General features: G+C 54.3%; 21 protein-coding genes. All 21 read left to right on the top strand.

The genetic code is table 11. The features are described 5' to 3' along the window. Window positions 1–9: 9 nt before the first annotated feature. A complete protein-coding gene (gene ylqF, locus KNP76_RS00945; protein ID WP_034808931.1) occupies window positions 10–870 on the top strand; it encodes a ribosome biogenesis GTPase YlqF in 861 nt (286 codons plus the stop codon). A 41-nt stretch (window positions 871–911) separates the two neighbouring features. Then, window positions 912–1664 (top strand): ribonuclease HII, encoded by a 753-nt coding sequence (locus KNP76_RS00940; protein ID WP_034808930.1) that lies wholly within the window; start codon window positions 912–914, stop codon window positions 1662–1664. Between the two features lie 11 nt (window positions 1665–1675). Beyond that, window positions 1676–2515, top strand: a complete 840-nt coding sequence (locus KNP76_RS00935; RefSeq protein WP_214842158.1) for a hypothetical protein — start codon at window positions 1676–1678, stop codon at window positions 2513–2515. Further along, a complete protein-coding gene (locus KNP76_RS00930; protein WP_214839373.1) occupies window positions 2512–2781 on the top strand; it encodes an EscU/YscU/HrcU family type III secretion system export apparatus switch protein in 270 nt (89 codons plus the stop codon). Before KNP76_RS00935 ends, KNP76_RS00930 begins: the two co-directional genes overlap by 4 nt. A gap of 111 nt (window positions 2782–2892) precedes the next feature. After that, the gene (sucC, locus tag KNP76_RS00925; RefSeq protein WP_034808924.1) at window positions 2893–4053 is read left to right on the top strand and encodes an ADP-forming succinate--CoA ligase subunit beta; all 1161 of its coding nucleotides are present in this window, start codon (window positions 2893–2895) and stop codon (window positions 4051–4053) included. Window positions 4054–4065: 12 nt separating this feature from the next. Then, a complete protein-coding gene (gene sucD, locus KNP76_RS00920) occupies window positions 4066–4983 on the top strand; it encodes a succinate--CoA ligase subunit alpha (protein WP_034808921.1) in 918 nt (305 codons plus the stop codon). A gap of 56 nt (window positions 4984–5039) precedes the next feature. Continuing rightward, window positions 5040–5828 (top strand): DNA-processing protein DprA, encoded by a 789-nt coding sequence (locus KNP76_RS00915; protein WP_214842139.1) that lies wholly within the window; start codon window positions 5040–5042, stop codon window positions 5826–5828. Between the two features lie 65 nt (window positions 5829–5893). After that, window positions 5894–7990: a type I DNA topoisomerase gene (topA, locus tag KNP76_RS00910; protein ID WP_214842136.1), complete on the top strand. Its 2097-nt coding sequence runs from the start codon at window positions 5894–5896 to the stop codon at window positions 7988–7990. A gap of 2 nt (window positions 7991–7992) precedes the next feature. Next, window positions 7993–9300 carry an FADH(2)-oxidizing methylenetetrahydrofolate--tRNA-(uracil(54)-C(5))-methyltransferase TrmFO gene (trmFO, locus tag KNP76_RS00905; protein ID WP_034808916.1) on the top strand — a complete coding sequence of 436 codons (1308 nt, stop codon included), beginning with the start codon at window positions 7993–7995 and terminating at the stop codon, window positions 9298–9300. Between the two features lie 187 nt (window positions 9301–9487). Next, complete coding sequence (locus KNP76_RS00900) at window positions 9488–10369, top strand: tyrosine recombinase XerC (protein ID WP_034815088.1); 882 nt, start codon at window positions 9488–9490, stop codon at window positions 10367–10369. Between the two features lie 11 nt (window positions 10370–10380). Beyond that, window positions 10381–10929, top strand: a complete 549-nt coding sequence (gene hslV, locus KNP76_RS00895; RefSeq protein WP_034808912.1) for an ATP-dependent protease subunit HslV — start codon at window positions 10381–10383, stop codon at window positions 10927–10929. Beyond that, window positions 10926–12299: an ATP-dependent protease ATPase subunit HslU gene (gene hslU, locus KNP76_RS00890; protein ID WP_034808910.1), complete on the top strand. Its 1374-nt coding sequence runs from the start codon at window positions 10926–10928 to the stop codon at window positions 12297–12299. Before hslV ends, hslU begins: the two co-directional genes overlap by 4 nt. Window positions 12300–12336: 37 nt before the next feature. Beyond that, window positions 12337–13116, top strand: coding sequence for a GTP-sensing pleiotropic transcriptional regulator CodY (codY, locus tag KNP76_RS00885; RefSeq protein ID WP_024370097.1), 780 nt, complete (start codon window positions 12337–12339; stop codon window positions 13114–13116). Window positions 13117–13388: 272 nt separating this feature from the next. Beyond that, window positions 13389–13757, top strand: a complete 369-nt coding sequence (gene flgB, locus KNP76_RS00880) for a flagellar basal body rod protein FlgB (protein WP_034808906.1) — start codon at window positions 13389–13391, stop codon at window positions 13755–13757. Window positions 13758–13759: 2 nt separating this feature from the next. Then, window positions 13760–14191 (top strand): flagellar basal body rod protein FlgC, encoded by a 432-nt coding sequence (gene flgC, locus KNP76_RS00875; RefSeq protein WP_034808904.1) that lies wholly within the window; start codon window positions 13760–13762, stop codon window positions 14189–14191. Window positions 14192–14204: 13 nt separating this feature from the next. Beyond that, window positions 14205–14489: a flagellar hook-basal body complex protein FliE gene (fliE, locus tag KNP76_RS00870; protein ID WP_034808903.1), complete on the top strand. Its 285-nt coding sequence runs from the start codon at window positions 14205–14207 to the stop codon at window positions 14487–14489. 21 nt (window positions 14490–14510) lie between these two features. Continuing rightward, the gene (fliF, locus tag KNP76_RS00865; protein ID WP_214842134.1) at window positions 14511–16079 is read left to right on the top strand and encodes a flagellar basal-body MS-ring/collar protein FliF; all 1569 of its coding nucleotides are present in this window, start codon (window positions 14511–14513) and stop codon (window positions 16077–16079) included. Window positions 16080–16084: 5 nt separating this feature from the next. Next, window positions 16085–17092, top strand: a complete 1008-nt coding sequence (gene fliG / locus KNP76_RS00860) for a flagellar motor switch protein FliG (protein WP_034808899.1) — start codon at window positions 16085–16087, stop codon at window positions 17090–17092. Next, window positions 17076–17798, top strand: coding sequence for a FliH/SctL family protein (locus KNP76_RS00855; RefSeq protein ID WP_214842131.1), 723 nt, complete (start codon window positions 17076–17078; stop codon window positions 17796–17798). Before fliG ends, KNP76_RS00855 begins: the two co-directional genes overlap by 17 nt. Beyond that, a complete protein-coding gene (fliI, locus tag KNP76_RS00850) occupies window positions 17785–19104 on the top strand; it encodes a flagellar protein export ATPase FliI (protein ID WP_034808895.1) in 1320 nt (439 codons plus the stop codon). The genes KNP76_RS00855 and fliI overlap by 14 nt, the downstream gene beginning before the upstream one ends. Next, on the top strand, window positions 19101–19535 hold the full coding sequence (locus KNP76_RS00845) for a flagellar FliJ family protein (RefSeq protein ID WP_214842129.1): 435 nt from the start codon (window positions 19101–19103) through the stop codon (window positions 19533–19535). Before fliI ends, KNP76_RS00845 begins: the two co-directional genes overlap by 4 nt. Window positions 19536–19537: the final 2 nt, after the last annotated feature.

Raw genomic sequence — 19537 nt, 5'->3', positions numbered from 1 at the left:
GGTGTTTTTTTGGCAATTCAATGGTTTCCTGGCCACATGGCCAAAGCAAGAAGACAAGTAACAGAAAAGATTAAACTGATTGACGTCGTCATCGAGCTCGTCGATGCACGCGTCCCGCAGTCGAGCCGAAATCCGATCGTCGATGAGATCACGGCGGGCAAGCCGCGTCTCATCGTCCTCAATAAAGCCGACATGGCCGACCCTGCCGTCACAGACGCTTGGCTCAAAGCGTTCAAGCGGGACGACGTCGAAGTCGTCGCCGTCGACTCGAAGCACAGCAAAGGCTTGAAGCAGCTCATGACGGGCGCCGAGAAGCTCATGAAAGACAAGCACGACCGGATGCGTGAGAAAGGCCGTAACCCTGGTCCAATCCGTGCCCTCATCATCGGGATCCCGAACGTCGGGAAGTCGACGCTCATCAACCGCCTCGCCGGGCGCAACATCGCCATCACGGGTGACCGCCCGGGTGTGACGAAGCGCCAGCAATGGATCAAGATGAAAGGCGGCGAGATGGAGCTGCTCGATACACCGGGGATTTTGTGGCCGAAGTTCGAGGACCAGCTCGTCGGCTATCGTTTGGCGGCGACAGGGGCAATCAAGGACGAAATCTTGAACTTGGACGATATCGCCCTCTACACGGCGCGCGAGCTACGGACGCGGTATCCGGAACAGTTGAAGGACCGCTTCAAGCTCGAGGAGTTGCCGGAGGATGCGGTCGAACTGCTTGAGTTGATTGGCAAGAAACGCGGTCTCATTAGCGGCGGCTACGTCGATTTCGAGAAAGCGAGCGAGTTGTTGTTAAACGAGTTGCGTCACGAAAAGATTGGCCGAATCTCACTCGAGACACCGGCCGATCATGAGCTGGCGTGAAGCCCTGTGCAAACAGGGCTTTTTTGGATAGGAGGGATACGATGACGATTGAAGAAATTAAACGACGGCTCGAGACCGTCCGATATGAGGAGTGGGAAGCGGTGCGCGCGTCGTTCGACACTGAGACGCGTAAAGGCGTCCTAGCGCTCATCGCCAAAAAAGATAGGCAGTTCTTACACGAACAGGCCGAGCGGGACGATTACACGAGCCGGATGGCGTTCGAGCGGGAACTGATCGCCTCGGGATTCGAACGCATCGCCGGTGTCGACGAAGTGGGCCGTGGCCCGCTCGCAGGTCCGGTCGTCGCGGCAGCGGTCGTATTGCCCGATTCGTTTTATCATCCTGGATTGAACGACTCGAAGAAGATGTCGAAACGAGCCCGTGAGCGCGCCTTCGAGCAGATCATGGCCGAGGCGACGGTCGGGGTCGGCATCGTGGCCGCCGACGTCATCGACGAGGTGAACATCTATGAGGCGACGAAGCTAGCGATGCAGGAAGCGGTCGAGCGGCTCGATGACGTCGATGCGCTCTTGATCGATGCGATGCGCCTCGAACTCGAGCTGCCGCAGACGTCGCTCATCAAGGGTGACACGCGGAGCGTCTCGATTGCGGCGGCGAGTGTCGTCGCCAAAGTCGTCCGGGACAAGATGATGGAAGATTACGCCGTCCTCTATCCGGGCTACGGCTTTGAGCGCAACGCCGGCTACGGGACGAAAGACCATCTGTCTGGTCTTGCCGAACGTGGCGTCACGCCGATTCACCGGAAGTCGTTCGCGCCAATCAAACAGATGTAGGAGGGGAAACGATGCGCATCGATCACCAAGGCGTCATGCCGTTCAAAGTGACGGAACAGACGTCACGCCAACTGCTCGTCGGCAATACGGTCGTCGGCAGGGTGCTCCAGTTATTGCCCGGCGGTGAGGCCGTCATGCAACTGCCGCAAGGCCTGTTTCGCGTCGGGGTGAACGCCGACGTGAAAGAGAACGTCACGTATAAGATGGTCGTCACAGAACTCGAGCCGAAACTCGTGTTGAAAGTCGTCCCGCAGACGACCGAAGCGCAAGCAGCACGCTCGCCGCTCGCCTTACTCACTTCAGAGCTCGCCAAGTTCGCCCGGCAACCGCTCGAGACGCCAGAACAGATCAAGGTGCAAGGGCAAAAGTTGCTCGACAGCGGCGCCGGCAGCGAGGTGAAGCAGTTGATTGGCGAACTGTTCAAAACGAAAGATACGAAGTTCGAGCCGTTCGTGCGCGCCCAAGAGACGTTCAACGCGTTGCAGACCTCTCCGTTCGCTGCTCATGGATTTCACATACCGCATTTAGGACCGTTCGAGAACGTCAAGTTCCGTCTCGAGGGTCCGAAACGTGAGATGCTCGACGCCGATCATGCTCGCATCGTCCTCTTCCTCGAGACGCCCCGGTTCGGCGAGACGGGGATCGATTTGCTCGTCCATAAGCGGCAAATCACGATTAAAGTGTATAACGAAGGCCACGACTTAGGTCCGTTCGTCCGCGCCTATGAGCCAACACTCTCTTTGGCGTTACATAACGCGGGGTATGAACTGTCCCGATTCGCGTTCGAACAAAAAATAGAAGCGGTGCCAGAGCCGTTCGCCCCGCTCGGAAAGGTGGATCGTCGAATATGACCGAACGTAAGCAAGCCATCGCCTTGTCGTATGAGCAAACGATGGAGTCGCCTCGCGTCGTCGCCAAAGGGGGCGGACTCGTCGCCGAGCGAATGCTCGCCCTCGCCCAAGCGAACGGGATCCCGATTCACGAGGACCCGGCGCTGTTGTCGCTTCTCGACGCACTACAAATCGAAGAGCACATCCCGGACGACCTGTATCAGGTCATCGCCGAGCTGTTTGTGTTTCTTTATCAAATGGAACAGGATAAAATCATAGATGTCTAGCGCTATTTGTGAAAAAAAGATGAAAAGTTAATGCAAGAACGATAGACAGCGCTTTCAGTTTTTCGTTACAATAGACGTGCCGATATTAAAGGGGACTAAGGGGGAAATCAAATGAATATCCATGAGTATCAGGCAAAAGAACTGCTCCGCGCATTTGGAGTCGCCGTACCGACCGGTTATCCGGCGTTTACGGTAGAGGAGGCAGTTTCAGCCGCCGCCAAGCTAGACGGTGAATTGAAAGTTGTCAAAGCACAAATCCATGCAGGTGGCCGCGGCAAAGCCGGCGGTGTCAAACTTGCGAAGACGGATGAGGAAGTCAAACAGTATGCGTCTGAAATTCTCGGCAAAACGCTCGTCACGCATCAGACTGGACCGGAAGGAAAAGTCGTTCAACGTCTTTACATCGAAGAAGGATCGGCAATCGATCAAGAATTTTACTTAGGACTTGTGCTTGACCGTTCGATCGGCCGAATCGTCATCATGGGTTCATCTGAAGGTGGTATGGACATCGAAGAAGTCGCTGAACATACACCAGAGAAGATTCATAAAGAAATCGTCGACCCGGTCGTCGGACTCCGTCCGTTCCAAGCCCGTCGTCTCGCTTTCAAGATGGAAGTACCAACGAAGCTCGTCAACAAGTTCAGTGACATGGTCATGAAGTTGTACAAAGTATACGTCGAGACAGATTGCACGATCGCGGAAATCAACCCGCTCGTGACGACGAAAGACGGCAACGTCATCGCGCTCGATGCGAAACTCAACTTCGATAGCAACGCGCTCTACCGTCATTCAGACATTCTCGATTTGCGCGACACGACGGAAGAAGATCCACGTGAAGTCGAAGCGTCGAAACACGACCTCAGCTATATCGCGCTCGATGGGAATATCGGATGTCTCGTCAACGGGGCTGGTCTCGCGATGGCGACGATGGATATCATCAAGCATTACGGCGCCGAGCCCGCCAACTTCCTCGATGTAGGCGGCGGTGCGACGAAAGAGAAAGTAACGGAAGCGTTCAAGTTGATTTTGTCAGACGACCAAGTCAAAGGGATCTTCGTCAACATCTTCGGTGGCATCATGAAGTGTGACATCATCGCTGAAGGAATCGTCGCGGCGACGAAAGAAATCGGACTCGATTTACCACTCGTCGTTCGTTTAGAGGGAACAAACGTGGATGCGGGACGACGCATTCTCGATGAATCTGGTCTTGCGATCACGTCGGCGAGCTCGATGGCTGACGGTGCAGAAAAAATCGCGGCACTCGTTCGATAAGGGGGAAACGACATGAGTATTTGGGCGAATCAAGATACAAAAGTGATCATTCAAGGGATCACAGGGAAACAAGGTCTGTTCCACGGCGAACAGATGTTGGCTTATAACACAAAGCTAGTCGGAGGCGTCACGCCTGGTAAGGGCGGTACGACGGTCCTTGATGGTGTGCCGGTCTTCAACACGGTGTCTGAGGCAGTCGAAGCGACGGGCGCGAACGCGTCAATCATCTACGTGCCACCTGCGTTCGCTGCTGACTCAATCATGGAAGCGGCCGATAGCGGAATCGAACTCATCATCTGCATCACGGAAGGGATTCCAGTCATCGACATGATCCAAGTGAAACGTTATCTCGAGGACAAACCGGCTCGTTTAATCGGACCGAACTGTCCAGGGATTATCACGCCAGGGGAAGCGAAGCTTGGAATCATGCCAGGGTATATCCATACGAAAGGTCACGTCGGGATCGTGTCGCGTTCAGGTACGCTCACGTATGAGGCGGTGCATCAATTGACGACAGCCGGTATCGGACAATCGACGGCAGTCGGCATCGGGGGCGACCCGGTCAACGGCACGAACTTCATCGACACGCTCAAAGCGTTCAACGAAGACGAAGACACGAAAGCGGTCATCATGATCGGTGAGATTGGCGGGACTGCGGAAGAAGAAGCGGCCGAATGGGTGAAGGCGAACATGACGAAGCCGGTCATCGGCTTCATCGGCGGCCAGACGGCCCCAGAAGGCAAACGGATGGGTCACGCTGGCGCCATCATCTCTGGCGGTAAAGGAACGGCAGCCGAGAAGATCAAGACACTCAACGCCAACGGGATTGAAGTGGCCGAGACGCCGGCTGTCATCGGCGAGACGCTCATTCGCGTTTTGAAAGAAAAAGGGATATACGACGCTTGTGTCACGGGTCAACCGACGACGTAAGCCAAATCGGTCTGAGGGATGAATGTTCATCCCTCTTTCTTATAAAGGAGATTGTGATGAATCAAACAATAGCACGTTTTGCAGCCGAACGGTTGCCTGTCGAGTTCGTTCATCATTATTTATCCGGTACGCTCGATACGTATTACGCTTCTTCTGCCGTCTTGAAGAAAGTGGAACGGGCGAAGCGAAATACCGAGACGTACACCAACTTCATGACGTGGGAAGACCCGTTGTTCCCGACGCGTTTGCTCGTCATCCCGAATCCTCCGTATTGTTTGTTTTATCGAGGGGATTTAGAGGTACTACATGAAAGAACCACCGCATTGGTCGGTAGCCGTGAATTGAATCGCATCAGTCGTCCGCTCGTCGAGTTTTTGCATCCTTTAATAGAAGGAACTGTATCGATTTCGGGCGGGGCGAAAGGCATCGATGGGCTCGTACATGAAGCCTCGCTCGTCCGCAATCGACCGACCGTCGCCGTTCTCGGATCGGGATTTTCTCACCTTTATCCGACCGCGCATGGTCCGTTGTTTGACAAGATTGAACGAACCGGATTATTGTTGAGCGAATACGTGCCGGACACGCCAGTAAAAAAATTTCAATTTTTGGAACGGAATCGTCTCGTCAGTGGGCTTGGCGATCGGCTCGTCGTCGTCCAAGGTAGGGAAAAAAGTGGGACGATGAATACAGTCAGCCATGCGCTCGAGCAAGGAAAGACGGTGTTTGCCGTCCCGGGCAGCCCGCTCGATCGACTCGCCGCCGGACCGAATCGATTGATTGAAGAAGGTGCGATTCCATTGACGAATCCCGATCAATTTCTAAACGATCTCATGATTGTACGTTGACAAATCATCGAGAACATGAATATTATGGTAGGGATTTAAATGACCTCTAAAAGGGGAGCAGATGTATGGCAAAATATTTGGTGATCGTCGAATCACCTGCGAAAGCAAAAACAATTAAACGGTATTTAGGATCGAATTATACGGTCAAAGCCTCGATGGGTCACGTCATTGATTTACCGAAGAGTCAGCTCGGTGTCGACGTCGAACACGACTTTGAACCGAAGTATATTACGATTCGTGGTAAAGGGCCGGTCTTGAAAGAATTGAAGACGGCCGCTAAAAAAGCGACGAAAATCTTTCTCGCGGCTGACCCGGATCGCGAAGGGGAAGCGATCGCATGGCATTTAGCCCGTGCCCTCGGTGTCGATGAGACGACGGAATGTCGTGTCGTCTTCAACGAGATCACGAAAGATGCGATTAAAGAATCGTTCAAACACCCGCGTAAAATCAATCACGACCTCGTCGATGCCCAACAGGCGCGACGGATCTTGGACCGTCTCGTCGGATACGGGATGAGTCCGTTATTATGGAAGAAAGTGAAAAAAGGATTGTCGGCTGGACGTGTCCAGTCGGTCGCCGTGAAGATGATTATCGATCGCGAGCGGGAAATCAACGCTTTCGACCCAGAAGAGTACTGGACAATCAAACTGAACCTCAATCATGACGGGGAGACGTTCGAGACTTCTTTCTTCGGAAAAGACGGCAAGAAAGTCGAACTGAAGACAGAGGCTGACGCGAACGAAGTGCTCAACACGATTGGGGACTCGTTTAACGTCGTCGACGTCACGAAAAAGGAACGCAAACGAAACCCGTCCCTCCCGTTCACGACGAGCTCGCTTCAGCAAGATGCGGCCCGTAAGCTGAACTTCCGTGCGAAAAAGACAATGATGCTCGCCCAGCAGTTGTATGAAGGGATCGACCTTGGCAAAAAAGAAGGCACGGTCGGTTTAATCACGTACATGCGTACCGATTCGACGCGAATTTCCGATTTGGCGAAAGCTGAAGCGAAAGAATATATCGAATCGACGTTCGGCGAAGAATATGTCGCGCTTCAAAAGCAAAAAGAGAAAAAAGCGACGAACGCCCAGGACGCACACGAAGCGATTCGTCCGACGTCGGCGCTGCGTGACCCGGCCATGATGAAACCGTACTTGTCACGTGACCAACTCCGGTTGTACAAACTCATTTGGGAACGGCTCATCGCCAGCCAAATGGCACCGGCTGTCCTTGACACGGTGAAAATCGATGTCGAGTCGAACGGGATGACGTTCCGCGCCAACGGCTCGACCGTCAAGTTCCCTGGTTTCATGAAAGTGTATATCGAGTCAAAAGACGATGATATCGAAGAAGCGAACCCAGAGAAGGAAGGCTTGTTGCCGCCGCTTGAAGTGGACGATACGCTCGCGTTCGAGACGATTGAGCCGAAGCAGCACTTCACGCAGCCACCGCCGCGTTATACAGAGGCCCGACTCGTTCGTGCGATGGAAGAACTCGGGATCGGTCGTCCGTCAACGTACGCACCGACGCTCGATACGATTCAAAAGCGTGGCTACGTCGTGCTAGAAGAGAAGAAGTTCGTCCCGACCGAGCTCGGCGAACTCGTAATCGAGATGATTGACGAATACTTCAACGACTTCATCACGGTCCAGTTCACGGCCGATATGGAGACGCTCCTCGACTCCATCGAGAACGAGGAAGTCGCATGGACGGATGTCGTCGCGCCGATTTATCGCAGTTTCGAGAAACGGTTGAAGCGGGCCGAGTCGGAAATCGAGAAGATTGAAGTGAAAGATGAGCCGGCCGGCATCGACTGCGAGATTTGCGGTTCGCCGATGGTCATCAAGATGGGGCGCTACGGCAAGTTCATGGCTTGTTCTGGTTTCCCGAACTGTACGAACACGAAGCCGGTCCAAGTTGAAATCGGTGTCCCTTGTCCGAGCTGTAAAGACGGCCAAGTCGTCGAACGGCGCAGCAAGAAAGGCCGTCTATTCTACGGCTGCTCGAACTATCCGGATTGTGAGTTCGTCTCTTGGGACAAACCGGTCGCGAAACCTTGCCCGGAATGTGACCACATGATGGTCGAGAAGAAAATTAAAGACGGCGTCAAATATCAATGTACGAACTGTACCCATACCGAGGTACATCAGCAAGAGGAGGATTAAGATTGTCACAACGTGTAACTGTCATCGGGGCCGGGCTTGCCGGTTCCGAGGCGGCTTGGCAACTCGCGAAGCGCGGGATTCAAGTCGACTTATATGAAATGAGACCGGTCCGTCAAACACCGGCCCACCATACCGACCAATTCGCAGAGCTCGTCTGCTCGAACTCGCTTCGGGCGAACGGCCTGCAAAATGCAGTCGGCGTCCTGAAAGAAGAGATGCGCACGCTCGATTCGCTTATCTTGAAAGCGGCAGACACGGCGAGCGTCCCGGCCGGCGGCGCGCTCGCCGTCGACCGGCACGACTTTGCCGGGTTCGTCACCGAGACGTTGAAGAACCATCCGAACGTGACCGTGCACAACGAAGAGATTCAAGCAATCCCGGACGGCATCGTCATCGTGGCGACCGGACCGCTCACATCACCTGACTTATCGGCCTCGCTCAAAGCGTTCACAGGAGAAGACTACTTGTACTTCTACGATGCGGCCGCGCCGATTCTTGACGGCGAGACGATCGATCGAGACAAAGTTTACTTGAAATCGCGTTACGACAAAGGCGAGGCGGCGTACCTGAACTGTCCGATGACAGAAGAAGAGTTCGATGTCTTCTATGACGAACTCGTCAAAGCCGAAGTCGTCCCGCTCAAAGAGTTCGAGAAAGAGATTTATTTCGAAGGCTGCATGCCGTTCGAGGTGCTCGCCCAGCGCGGGAAAAAGACGCTTCTGTTCGGACCGATGAAACCGGTCGGCCTTGAAGATCCGAAGACGAATAAGCGTCCGCATGCGGTCGTACAACTTCGTCAAGACAACTCGGCCGGCACGCTCTTCAACTTGGTCGGGTTCCAGACCCATTTGAAATGGGGCGAGCAGAAACGAATCATCCAACTCATCCCGGGACTAGAGAACGCTGAGATCGTCCGTTACGGTGTGATGCACCGTAACACGTTCATCAACTCGCCGAACTTGCTCAAGCCGACATATCAGGCGCGTACGCGTGACACACTCTTCTTCGCCGGACAAATGACGGGCGTCGAAGGTTACGTCGAGTCTGCCGCTTCAGGACTCCTTGCCGGAATCAATGCGGCCAAACTGATTCAAGGGGAAGAGTTGGTCGTGCTCCCACGTGAGACGATGCTCGGTTCGATGGCGCACTACATCACGACGACGGACGGAAAGCACTTCCAACCGATGAACGCAAACTTTGGACTTGTGCCGTCGCTTGAAGACGCGCCGAAGAAAATGAAGAAACAAGAACGCTACGAGAAATACGCCAATCGTGCCCTTGAGACGATCCAACAGTATAAAGAGATTTAAGGGAAGGGAGCCATTATTTGGCTTCCTTTTTTCTGAATTTAAATTTCAATTGTGTAATTTGTACAACACTTTGAAAATTTTCAGATTATTGAAGGGCTATCTATTGTCACCTTACTTTCTGTATGCTATGCTAATTTCGATTTGACGGGAACAGGCGTTTTTATGCCAAAAACAAGGGGGCGAGCGAATGGGATTCGGCGAGGATCAACAATCATTTTTACGCTATTGCCAAGTCGAACGACGACTGTCGCCTCATACGAAACGCTCTTATGGGCAGACGCTTGACCAGTACGCCGCATATTGCCAAACGACGCATCTCGATCCGTATGATGTGGAGTCGGCGCGGCGTTATTTATATGCTCTTTACGAGGCGGACGCCAAGACGACGACCGTCTCGCAAAAAGTATCTTGCCTGAAGCAGTTCGGGAAGTTCATCGCCCGTGAAAACGGGGGGGAACCGCTGTTTCATGGCCTGACGTCACCGAAGCGACGCAAGTCGTTGCCGACGTTTGCCGTCCCGAGTGAGGTAGAACAGCTGCTTCATGCCGCGGCAGCCGAGGAGGACCCGTTTATGCGCGCACGTGACGTCGCCATCGTCGAGATGCTGTATGGCACCGGGATGCGCGTGGCGGAACTGTGCGGAATGGACCTCGCGTCGTATGACAAGGCGCTCGCCTTCGTCCATGTCGTCGGGAAAGGGAAGAAGGAACGCTACATCCCGCTCGGCAAATATGCGATGGAAGCGCTCGACCGCTATCTGCTCGTCAGACAGGCGCATACTAGTGCCGAGGAAACGGCTTTATTTCTCGGTCAAAACGGGAATCGAGTGACAACAGACCAAATCCGGTATGTTATGAAGCGGCTACGGAAACGCGGTGGTCTCCAGAAGCCGTTGACACCACACTCGCTCCGCCACAGCTTTGCGACCGATCTATTAGAACGCGGGGCTGATCTTCGTGCCGTCCAAGAATTACTCGGCCACGAATCGCTGTCGACGACGGGGCGCTATACGCATGTGTCGACCGAACGGCTGAGGGCGGTCTATCAAGCAACACATCCGAGAAAGTAGGGGGTCATACTATGTTCCATGCAACAACGATTTTTGCAGTCCGACACGAAGGCAAAGGCGCAATGAGCGGGGACGGACAAGTCACGCTCGGAAACGCGGTCATCATGAAGAACAAAGCGAAAAAAGTACGCCGGCTCTATGGCGGAAAAGTCGTAGCCGGTTTCGCCGGTAGCGTCGCCGACGCGTTCACCCTGTTCGAGAAGTTCGAGTCAAAGCTCGAGATGTATAACGGGAATTTGCCGCGGGCGGCCGTCGAACTCGCGAAAGAGTGGCGCGGCGATAAAATGCTCCGTCAGCTCGAAGCGCTCCTCATCGTCATGGACGCCGATCACTTGCTTCTCGTCTCAGGTAACGGCGAAGTGATTGAACCGGATGACGGCATCCTCGCTATCGGGTCGGGCGGCAATTACGCCCTGGCTGCGGGGCGGGCCCTCGTCCGCTACTCGCCAGAAAAATCGGCCGAAGAGATCGCGCGAGCCGCACTCGAGATTGCTGGAGAGCTATGTGTCTATACGAACGACCAAGTCATTGTCGAAACAATTGGAGGCGATTCGAAATGAAACGTGAATTGACACCACGCCAAATCGTGTCGGAACTAGACCGCTTCGTCATTGGCCAAAAAGATGCGAAACGGGCAGTCGCGATCGCACTTCGTAACCGCTATCGCCGTCAAAAGCTGAGCGCGGACCTTCGGGATGAAGTGACGCCGAAAAATATCTTGATGATTGGCCCGACCGGTGTCGGGAAGACCGAGATTGCCCGCCGTCTCGCCAAACTCGTCGGTGCCCCGTTCGTCAAGGTCGAGGCGACGAAGTTCACAGAAGTCGGCTACGTCGGCCGCGACGTCGAATCGATGGTCCGGGACCTCGTTGAGGCGTCAGTCCGTCTCGTCAAAGAAGACAAGAAGGAAGGCGTCAAAGACCAAGCCGAAGCCGTCGCCAAGGAGCGGATCCTCGATGCGCTTCAAGGGAAGGCGAAAGCCGCCCCGACAGCCTCGAACCCTTTCGAGGCACTGTTTGGCGGTCAGGCGCAACAGGCAGAACCGGCGACCGACTCGACACAAGCGAGCGATCGGGCCCAGCTTCGGCGCCTGCTCGAGCTCGGCGAGTTGGAGGAACGGTTGATTGAAGTCGATTTGGAAGAGAAGCAGACGGTCGACTTGTTCCAAGGGCAAGGGATGGAAGGGCTGTCGAACCTTCAAGACATGCTCGGACAAATCGTGCCGAAGAAACGGAAGAAGCGGAAAATCACGGTCCGTGAGGCCCGCCCGCTCCTCATCGCCGAAGAAGCGGAGAACTTGCTCGACATGAACGAGGTCCATGACGAGGCCGTGCAGCGTAGCGAACAGATGGGGATCATCTTCGTCGATGAAATCGACAAGATTGCCACGAAGTCGCAAGACCATGCCGGCGTCTCGCGTGAAGGCGTCCAGCGCGACATCCTGCCAATCGTCGAAGGGTCGACGGTCGTGACAAAATACGGTCCCGTCAAAACGGATCACGTCCTTTTCATCGCGGCCGGAGCGTTCCATATGGCGAAGCCGTCCGATTTGATTCCGGAGCTGCAAGGGCGCTTCCCGATTCGCGTCGAGCTGAGCAGCTTGACGGAAGAAGACTTCGTCAAGATTTTGACCGAACCGTCGCAAGCGCTCATCAAGCAATATACGGCGCTCCTCGAGTCTGAAGAGATCGGGGTCGAGTTCACCCATGAGGCGATTGAAGAGATTGCGAAGATTGCGACGCACGTCAACCGCGAGACGGATGACATCGGCGCACGTCGCCTTTATACGATCATGGAACGTGTGCTCGAGGACTTGTCGTTCGAGGCGGCCGACATGCCACAGACGAACGTTCAAATCACACCTGCTTACGTCAAAGAAAAAGTCGGTTCGATTGCGGAAGATCGAGACTTAAGCCAATATATACTATAAGATTCTGTATGCACATACAGGGAGGAAAATCAGAACTATGAACTTACTAGATAAAACACGCCAATTGAACACGATGCTTCAACAAGAGGCGAGCGCGCACGTCGACTTTAAAGAGATGGCGGACAAGATGCGTGAAGTGCTTGAGGCGAACACATTCATCGTCAGCCGTCGCGGCCGCTTGCTCGGCTTTGCGATCAAACAACAGATTGAAAATGAGCGGATGAAGGCGTTCCTTGTCGACCGCCAGTTCCCGGAGCCGTATGCGTCGAACTTGTTCAACGTGAAAGAGACGACGGAAAATATCGATATCGATAGCGAATATACGGCGTTCCCGGTTGAGAACCGCGAACTCTTTCTCGAATCGAAGACGACGATCGTTCCGATTATCGGCGGCGGCGAACGTCTCGGCACGCTCGTGCTCGGACGCTTGAATAACGAATTCACGCAAGACGACCTCGTCCTCGCAGAATATAGCGCGACAGTCGTTGGGATGGAGATCTTGCGTGAAAAAGCGGCGGAAGCCGAGGCGTCTGCCCGGAAGAAGGCAGTCGTGCAAATGGCGATCAACTCCCTCTCGTATTCTGAACTCGAAGCGATTGAGCACATCTTTGAAGAGCTCGGTGGAAACGAAGGATTGTTAGTTGCTTCCAAAATTGCCGATAGAGTGGGAATCACTCGTTCGGTTATCGTCAACGCGCTACGGAAGCTCGAGAGCGCCGGCGTCATCGAATCTCGCTCGCTCGGGATGAAAGGAACCTATATCAAGATACTGAATGATAATTTCTTGTTTGAGTTACAGAAGCTGAAATCTAATTGAAACAGAGCAAGTTCATCACGAACAGCCTTACAATCGCTAGATAAAGACCGCTTTAGGTCCAAAAACCCGTTCTTTCGAATGAAAGAACGGGTTTTTTAGTGCAAAAGTAATTATTTTCAGAATATGTCGTAAATTCGACAAAAAGAAGCTAGACCATTTACCTGTTTTCCTAAAAATATCTTTCAGAACTGTTACAGATTTGTTTCAATGTAATAGTAGAATTTCCAAATAAGGTATATACATGCATCTTTATGTGAAAGCGAGTGAGCCGCATGAAATGGATTGGCACCGACTATCAGTTGATGAAGCAAGCGATCAACCATTCGGTCTTACACCAGAAAGTGATCAGTCATAATTTGTCGAATATCGATACCCCGAATTTTAAAGCGAAACAAGCCGTCTTCGAACAGACGCTATCGAACGAGATGCGGTTGAAACTTGCCGGCGGGCGACCGAGCGAGCGGGCGACGAGCCAAATCGTCGACCGTGCAGGAGGTGCGATGCGCAGTGACGGGAATAACGTCGACCTCGATTTCGAGATGAGTGAACTAGCGCGGAACCAATTGCAATATGAGGCGATGATGGAACAACTCAACCGTCGGCTCGGTGGTTTGAAGACGGTGATACGAGGAGGACGTTAACGATGGGGATGTTTGATAGTTTTCATATCTCAGCGACGGCGCTGACGTCACAACGGTTACGGATGGACACCGTCTCAGCGAATATCGCGAACGCGCAGACGACACGCGGCAAACTTGTCGATGGAGAATGGCAGCCGTATACGCGTAAGATGACGGTGCTTCAGGAAGCGCCGTTTCGAAAACAGTTATCGAACGCCGTCTCGGGCGGCGTGCAAGTGGCACGAATCGTCGAGGACGAGGCGCCTTATAAATTGTCTTATGACCCGTCGCATCCCGACGCGGACGAACGCGGCTACGTGCAGTTGCCGAACGTGGACTTGTTAAAAGAGATGGTCGACCTGATGGGGGCGACCCGCTCATACGAGGCCAACGTGGCGGCGATGAATGCGACGAAGGCGATGCTCGTCAAAGCGATGGAAATTGGTAAAGGATAAGGAGTGAAGACGGATGCAAATCAATCCGATTTCGATGATTGGAACTCAACCGACCGGGGTGAACCCGGTGAAAGATACGCCATCTCAATTTGGATCGTATTTGAATGAGGCGATGCGCTCGTTGAACGACGTGCAACAGGCGACGAGTGCGGCTCGCGCCGACCTTGCCGTCGGAAAAGCCGACCTTCATCAAGTGATGATTCAAAGTGAAGAGTCGTCGATAGCGATGCAACTCGCGATTGAGGTGCGGAACAAGGCTGTCGAAGCCTATCAAGAAATGATGCGAATGCAAGTTTAATGTAGAGGATGACGAGTTGCGATGAATGAGAAGTTAAAAGAACGATTCAGTTCACTGACGGGTTCGCTCCAAGCGTTGCCGAAGAACCGTAAAATCTTTTGGGGCATCGTCATCGCCGGCGTATTACTCGTCGCGGTGGTCTTGACCATGTTGCTCGCACGACCGAACATGGCGCCTCTGTACACGAACTTGTCGGCCCAAGAAGCCGGAGAAGTGACTGAGAAGCTGACGGCTGACGGAGTGAAATCAGAAATTAAAGCGACCTCGAACGGGGTGAGTGTTTATGTCCCGAGCGAACGGGTCGACCAGTTGAAAGTCAATTTGGCCGCGGCTGGAATCCCGAAGTCGGGTGCCATCGATTATAGCTTTTTCAGCGACAACGCCGGGTTCGGGACGACCGACCGTGAGATGGCCGTGATCGAACGAAGCGCGATGCAAACCGAGCTCGAACGATTGATCACGCAAATCGAAGGCATCAATCAGGCAAAAGTCATCATCTCGCTACCCGAGAAGTCTGTCTTTCTAGCAGAGGACCAAGGCGAACCGACGGCGTCAATCGTCTTGAACCTTGGTGCTGGGACGTCACTCGAACCGGCGACGGTGAAAGGACTGTATCACTTGATTAGTAAGAGCGTACCGAACTTGAAGCCGGAAAACATCTCGATTATGGACCAATACTTCACGTATTACGACCTGGACCAGTCGACGATGGTCGGCGGTGGCTCGACCGACCCGCTCGCTTTGAAGCGCCAAGTCGAGAAAGACGTACGTCAACAGATTCAACAGATGCTCTCGGTGCTTCTCGGTGAGCGTAGCGTGCTCGTATCGGTCACAGCCGACATCGACACGACGCAGACGGCAGAAGAGCAAAACCTCGTCACCCCGGTCAATGAAGACAGCATGGAAGGGATCGTCACATCGGCCGAACGAATCGCCGAGGCGTACACAGGCGGGACCGGAGCGCAAACAGCAGCCGGGACGGCCGAGAACGACACGGTCAACTTCCCAGCCGCGACGGGTACCGGTAACGAAGAGAGCGAGAAAAATCATGAAATCATCAACTATGAAGTGAATCGCATCACAAAACAGATCCAAAACGCGCCGTACACGATTCGAGACCTCGGTGTCCAGCTCATCGTCGAACCACCGAACGGGGCGACGACGATTGACCCGCAACTCGAAGGTGACCTCGAGACGATGATGTATTCGATTATCCGCACATCGCTCGCGAAGACGGGCGAAGCCCTCACGGAAGCGGAATTGGAACAAAAAGTCGTCGTCGTGTCTCGCCCGTTCGCAGAAGCGGAAGCGGTCGCGACGACCGAGCAAGCGACGCCATGGTGGATGTATGCGGCCGCAGCCGGCGCGGTCGTCCTACTCGCCCTCGTCTTCTTCGCACTACGCAAGCGCAAGCAAGAGCCGCTCGCTGAGACGAACGAGTGGGAAGTCCCATATGAAGACGAAGTGCCGGACCTCGACCTTGAAGAACGAGGCGAAGGCGCCGTCAAGAAGAAACAGTTGGAGAAATTGGCAGAGAGCAACCCAGAAGAGTTCGCCAAGCTTCTTCGTACTTGGATGTCTGAGGAGTGAGTACCGTGAACTATGCAAAACAATCGAACCGAGAAAAAGCGGCGATGCTCATGATCTCGCTCGGACCAGAAGTCGCGGCGAACGTGTACAAGCATCTGTCCGAAGAAGAGATGGAGCAGTTGACGCTACAAATCTCGGCACTGAAAAAAGTATCGCCTGAACAGAAAGAGACGATCATGGGCGAGTTCCATGAGCTCGCGATGGCACAGAGCTACATTACGCAAGGTGGCATCGGCTTCGCGAAGACGGTGCTTGAAAAAGCGGTCGGGGAAGAGAAGGCGATGGCCCTCATCCACCGTCTCACCTCGACGCTCCAAGTCAGACCGTTCGAGTTCGCGCGAAAAGCCGATCCGAAGCAGTTGCTCAACTTTATCCAAAACGAGCATCCGCAAACGATCGCGTTGATTTTGGCTCACCTCGAGCCGGTCAAATCAGGACAAATTTTATCCGAACTGCCGCCTGAGATTCAATCGGAAGTCGCCAAACGGATTGCGACGATGGACCGGCTCAACCCGGACGTCATCCATGAAGTCGAGCAGATTCTCGAGAAGAACTTGTCGCAGACCGACATGCAGGACTACGCGCAGTCTGGTGGAATCGAAGCGGTCGTCGAAGTGCTCAACGGCGTCGACCGGACGACGGAGCGGACGATTCTCGATGCGCTTGAAATCGAAGACCCGGAGCTCGCCGAAGAGATCAAAAAGCGGATGTTCGTGTTCGAAGATATCGTCACGCTCGACTCGCGGGCGATACAACGGATTATCCGGGAAGTGGCGAACGACGATCTCCTGCTCGCGCTCAAAGTCTCGTCCGAAGAAGTCAAACAAATCATCTTCAAAAACATGTCACAGCGAATGGTGGATACGTTCAAAGAAGACATGGAATTCATGGGACCTGTGCGGTTGCGTGACGTCGAAGAAGCGCAAAGTCGTATCGTCGGGATTATCCGTCGCCTAGAAGACGTCGGAGAAATCGTGATCAGTCGCGGTGGAGGAGATGACATCGTTGTCTAATGTGATTAAACGAGGACGGGCGACAGCGTTCGAGCCGCAACGGATCGACTCGAAGCCGTTGTTTGAGGCGGTTGAGGTAGTACCCGAGATCGATCACGAGTCAGGAATCGCGGCCCGTTATGAAAAACTCAGGCAAGAAGAAGCCGAAGCCAGCGAACGGTGGCACGCCGCAGAAGAGACGATTGAGCGCTTGAAAGCCGAGGCGCTTGAAGCGGCTTACAACGAAGGCTATGCCGCGGGGTTTGACCAAGGGCATGGCGAAGGGAAGGCGACGTTCGATGAGTTGACGACCCGATTGAACACGGTGCTCGTCGAACTCGAACAGTTATACGACGAGAAGTGGCGCTCGGCCGAACGCCAACTCGTCGAGCTCGCGGTCGAGGTCGCCGCCAAGTTGACGACCGACCTCATCCGAAAAGATGAGCAGCTGTTCGCCGATCTGATTCGTGACCAAGTCTTGCGTGAGCCCGACGCCGACAGTTTGACCATCTATGTCCATCCGACCCGCCTCGCCTCGATTCAACGGTTCGAGACGATGTGGCAGACGGACAATGCACCGTTGATGAAATATCGGGCCGACGCGTCGCTAGATGAGGTGAGCGTCCGAATCGAGACGCCGCACCACGGCAGTGAGCGCGACATGTCCTACAGTTTGGAACGGATTCGGGCGACGATCGAGGAGGTATTGGCCGATGGGGCTTATTGATCTCGTCACGGAGACCGTCTCCCGGTCACCGGAAGACGAATACGTCCGGAAAGTCGGGCGCGTCTGTCGCGTCGTCGGATTGATGATCGAAGCGAGCGGGCCGAGCGCGTTCATCGGTGAGCGGTGCCTCATCGAGTTGCCGAACGGTCCAGCCGTTGAAGCGGAAGTCGTCGGATTCAACGATGCGCGCGTGCTCCTCATGCCTTACGGCGAGACGACTCAAATCGCACCCGGTTGTATCGTCAAAGGGACCGGCCGCATGCTCCAAGTGCCGGTCGGGTTCGAGTTGATTGGTCAAGTGCTCGATGGGCTCGGCCGTCCGTTATCCGGGGAAGGTAAGCGCCCGGCAAAACGATACGACGTATTGCGCAAGCCGCCGAACCCGCTCGAACGGCCGCGAATCCTCGACTCCTTATCGACCGGGGTCCGCGTCATCGACGGGCTATTGACCGTCGGCAAAGGACAACGGGTCGGCTTGTTTGCCGGATCGGGTGTCGGGAAGTCGACATTGCTCGGCATGATCGCCAAACGCTCGTCCGCACACGTTAACGTCATCGCGTTGATTGGTGAGCGGGGGCGGGAAGTGAAAGAGTTTATCGAGAAAGAGCTCGGGCCAGAAGGGATGGCGCGTTCGGTCGTCATCGTGGCGACGAGCGATCAACCGCCACTCGTCCGATTGAAAGGTGCCTATACGGCAACGGCGATTGCCGAGTATTTCCGCGACCAAGGGAAAGAAGTCGTGTTGATGATGGATTCGGTGACGCGTTTCGCGATGGCGCAACGTGAAATCGGGCTCGCCACAGGCGAACCCCCGACATCTAAAGGGTACACCCCGTCCGTTTTCGCCATGTTGCCGCAACTACTCGAGCGGAGCGGGACGGCTGTCACCGGCTCCATCACGGCGTTTTACACCGTACTCGTCGATGGGGACGACATGAACGAACCGATTGCCGATGCCGTTCGCGGGATACTCGATGGTCACTTCGTCATGGACCGTGCCCTCGCGAACCGTGGCCAGTTCCCGGCCATTCACGTGTTGAAGTCGATTAGTCGGGTCATGAACCAAATCGCCTCACCGCTACATCGCGAAGATGCGATCACGTTCCGCAGCTGGCTCGCCACGTACCTGGACGCAGAAGACTTAATCAATATCGGTGCATACAAAAAAGGGACGAATCCAGCGATTGACACGGCCATCGATCACTATCCGGGGCTGCTGACGTTTTTGAAGCAATCGATTGAAGAAGAGGCGTCGTTCGAGCAAACAATCGAGCGGTTGGCCGGAATCGCAAGAGGTGACAGATGAACAGATTATTACTAGAACGAATCATGCCGATCGCTGAACATGAAAAAGAAGAGACGGCGACCGAGATGAGGTCGTTGAAGGCACGATTTGAGGCAGATATGGAAGCGTTATACCGTCTGCTCGTCACGTATGAGTCGCTTATGAAGAGTCAGGATGAACAGTCTGGTACGGTCGACTTGCTCATGTCACAGTATCGCGAGAAGATGCGCGACCTGCTGAAGCGACAAATCGAGACGCAACAGCTCGTCGTGACCCAATCGCGCAATCGCTATCATTTGGCGCAAGAGCGTCTGCTCGGGAAAGTCGTCGAAGAGAAAAAATACGTGACGCTCCATGAGAAGGCGAGCCAACAAGAAGTTGCCGCCACAAAAGCGACGGAGCAATCCTTCATTGACGAGCTCGCCGTCATTCACCACGGGAAAGGGAAGTAAGC

Origin of the sequence: Exiguobacterium sp. s150 (assembly GCF_018618435.1) — a bacterium.
Lineage (GTDB): Bacteria > Bacillota > Bacilli > Exiguobacteriales > Exiguobacteriaceae > Exiguobacterium > Exiguobacterium alkaliphilum.
This window is presented reverse-complemented; position numbering and strand designations above follow the sequence as displayed.

Coding starts and splice junctions, on each gene's coding strand:
- KNP76_RS00940 (WP_034808930.1), top strand. CDS start 912: ATGACGATTGAAGAAATTAAACGACGGCTCGAGACCGTCCGATATGAG.
- KNP76_RS00935 (WP_214842158.1), top strand. CDS start 1,676: ATGCGCATCGATCACCAAGGCGTCATGCCGTTCAAAGTGACGGAACAG.
- KNP76_RS00930 (WP_214839373.1), top strand. CDS start 2,512: ATGACCGAACGTAAGCAAGCCATCGCCTTGTCGTATGAGCAAACGATG.
- sucC (WP_034808924.1), top strand. CDS start 2,893: ATGAATATCCATGAGTATCAGGCAAAAGAACTGCTCCGCGCATTTGGA.
- sucD (WP_034808921.1), top strand. CDS start 4,066: ATGAGTATTTGGGCGAATCAAGATACAAAAGTGATCATTCAAGGGATC.
- KNP76_RS00915 (WP_214842139.1), top strand. CDS start 5,040: ATGAATCAAACAATAGCACGTTTTGCAGCCGAACGGTTGCCTGTCGAG.
- topA (WP_214842136.1), top strand. CDS start 5,894: ATGGCAAAATATTTGGTGATCGTCGAATCACCTGCGAAAGCAAAAACA.
- KNP76_RS00900 (WP_034815088.1), top strand. CDS start 9,488: ATGGGATTCGGCGAGGATCAACAATCATTTTTACGCTATTGCCAAGTC.
- hslV (WP_034808912.1), top strand. CDS start 10,381: ATGTTCCATGCAACAACGATTTTTGCAGTCCGACACGAAGGCAAAGGC.
- hslU (WP_034808910.1), top strand. CDS start 10,926: ATGAAACGTGAATTGACACCACGCCAAATCGTGTCGGAACTAGACCGC.
- codY (WP_024370097.1), top strand. CDS start 12,337: ATGAACTTACTAGATAAAACACGCCAATTGAACACGATGCTTCAACAA.
- flgB (WP_034808906.1), top strand. CDS start 13,389: ATGAAATGGATTGGCACCGACTATCAGTTGATGAAGCAAGCGATCAAC.
- flgC (WP_034808904.1), top strand. CDS start 13,760: ATGGGGATGTTTGATAGTTTTCATATCTCAGCGACGGCGCTGACGTCA.
- fliE (WP_034808903.1), top strand. CDS start 14,205: ATGCAAATCAATCCGATTTCGATGATTGGAACTCAACCGACCGGGGTG.
- fliF (WP_214842134.1), top strand. CDS start 14,511: ATGAATGAGAAGTTAAAAGAACGATTCAGTTCACTGACGGGTTCGCTC.
- KNP76_RS00855 (WP_214842131.1), top strand. CDS start 17,076: ATGACATCGTTGTCTAATGTGATTAAACGAGGACGGGCGACAGCGTTC.
- fliI (WP_034808895.1), top strand. CDS start 17,785: ATGGGGCTTATTGATCTCGTCACGGAGACCGTCTCCCGGTCACCGGAA.
- KNP76_RS00845 (WP_214842129.1), top strand. CDS start 19,101: ATGAACAGATTATTACTAGAACGAATCATGCCGATCGCTGAACATGAA.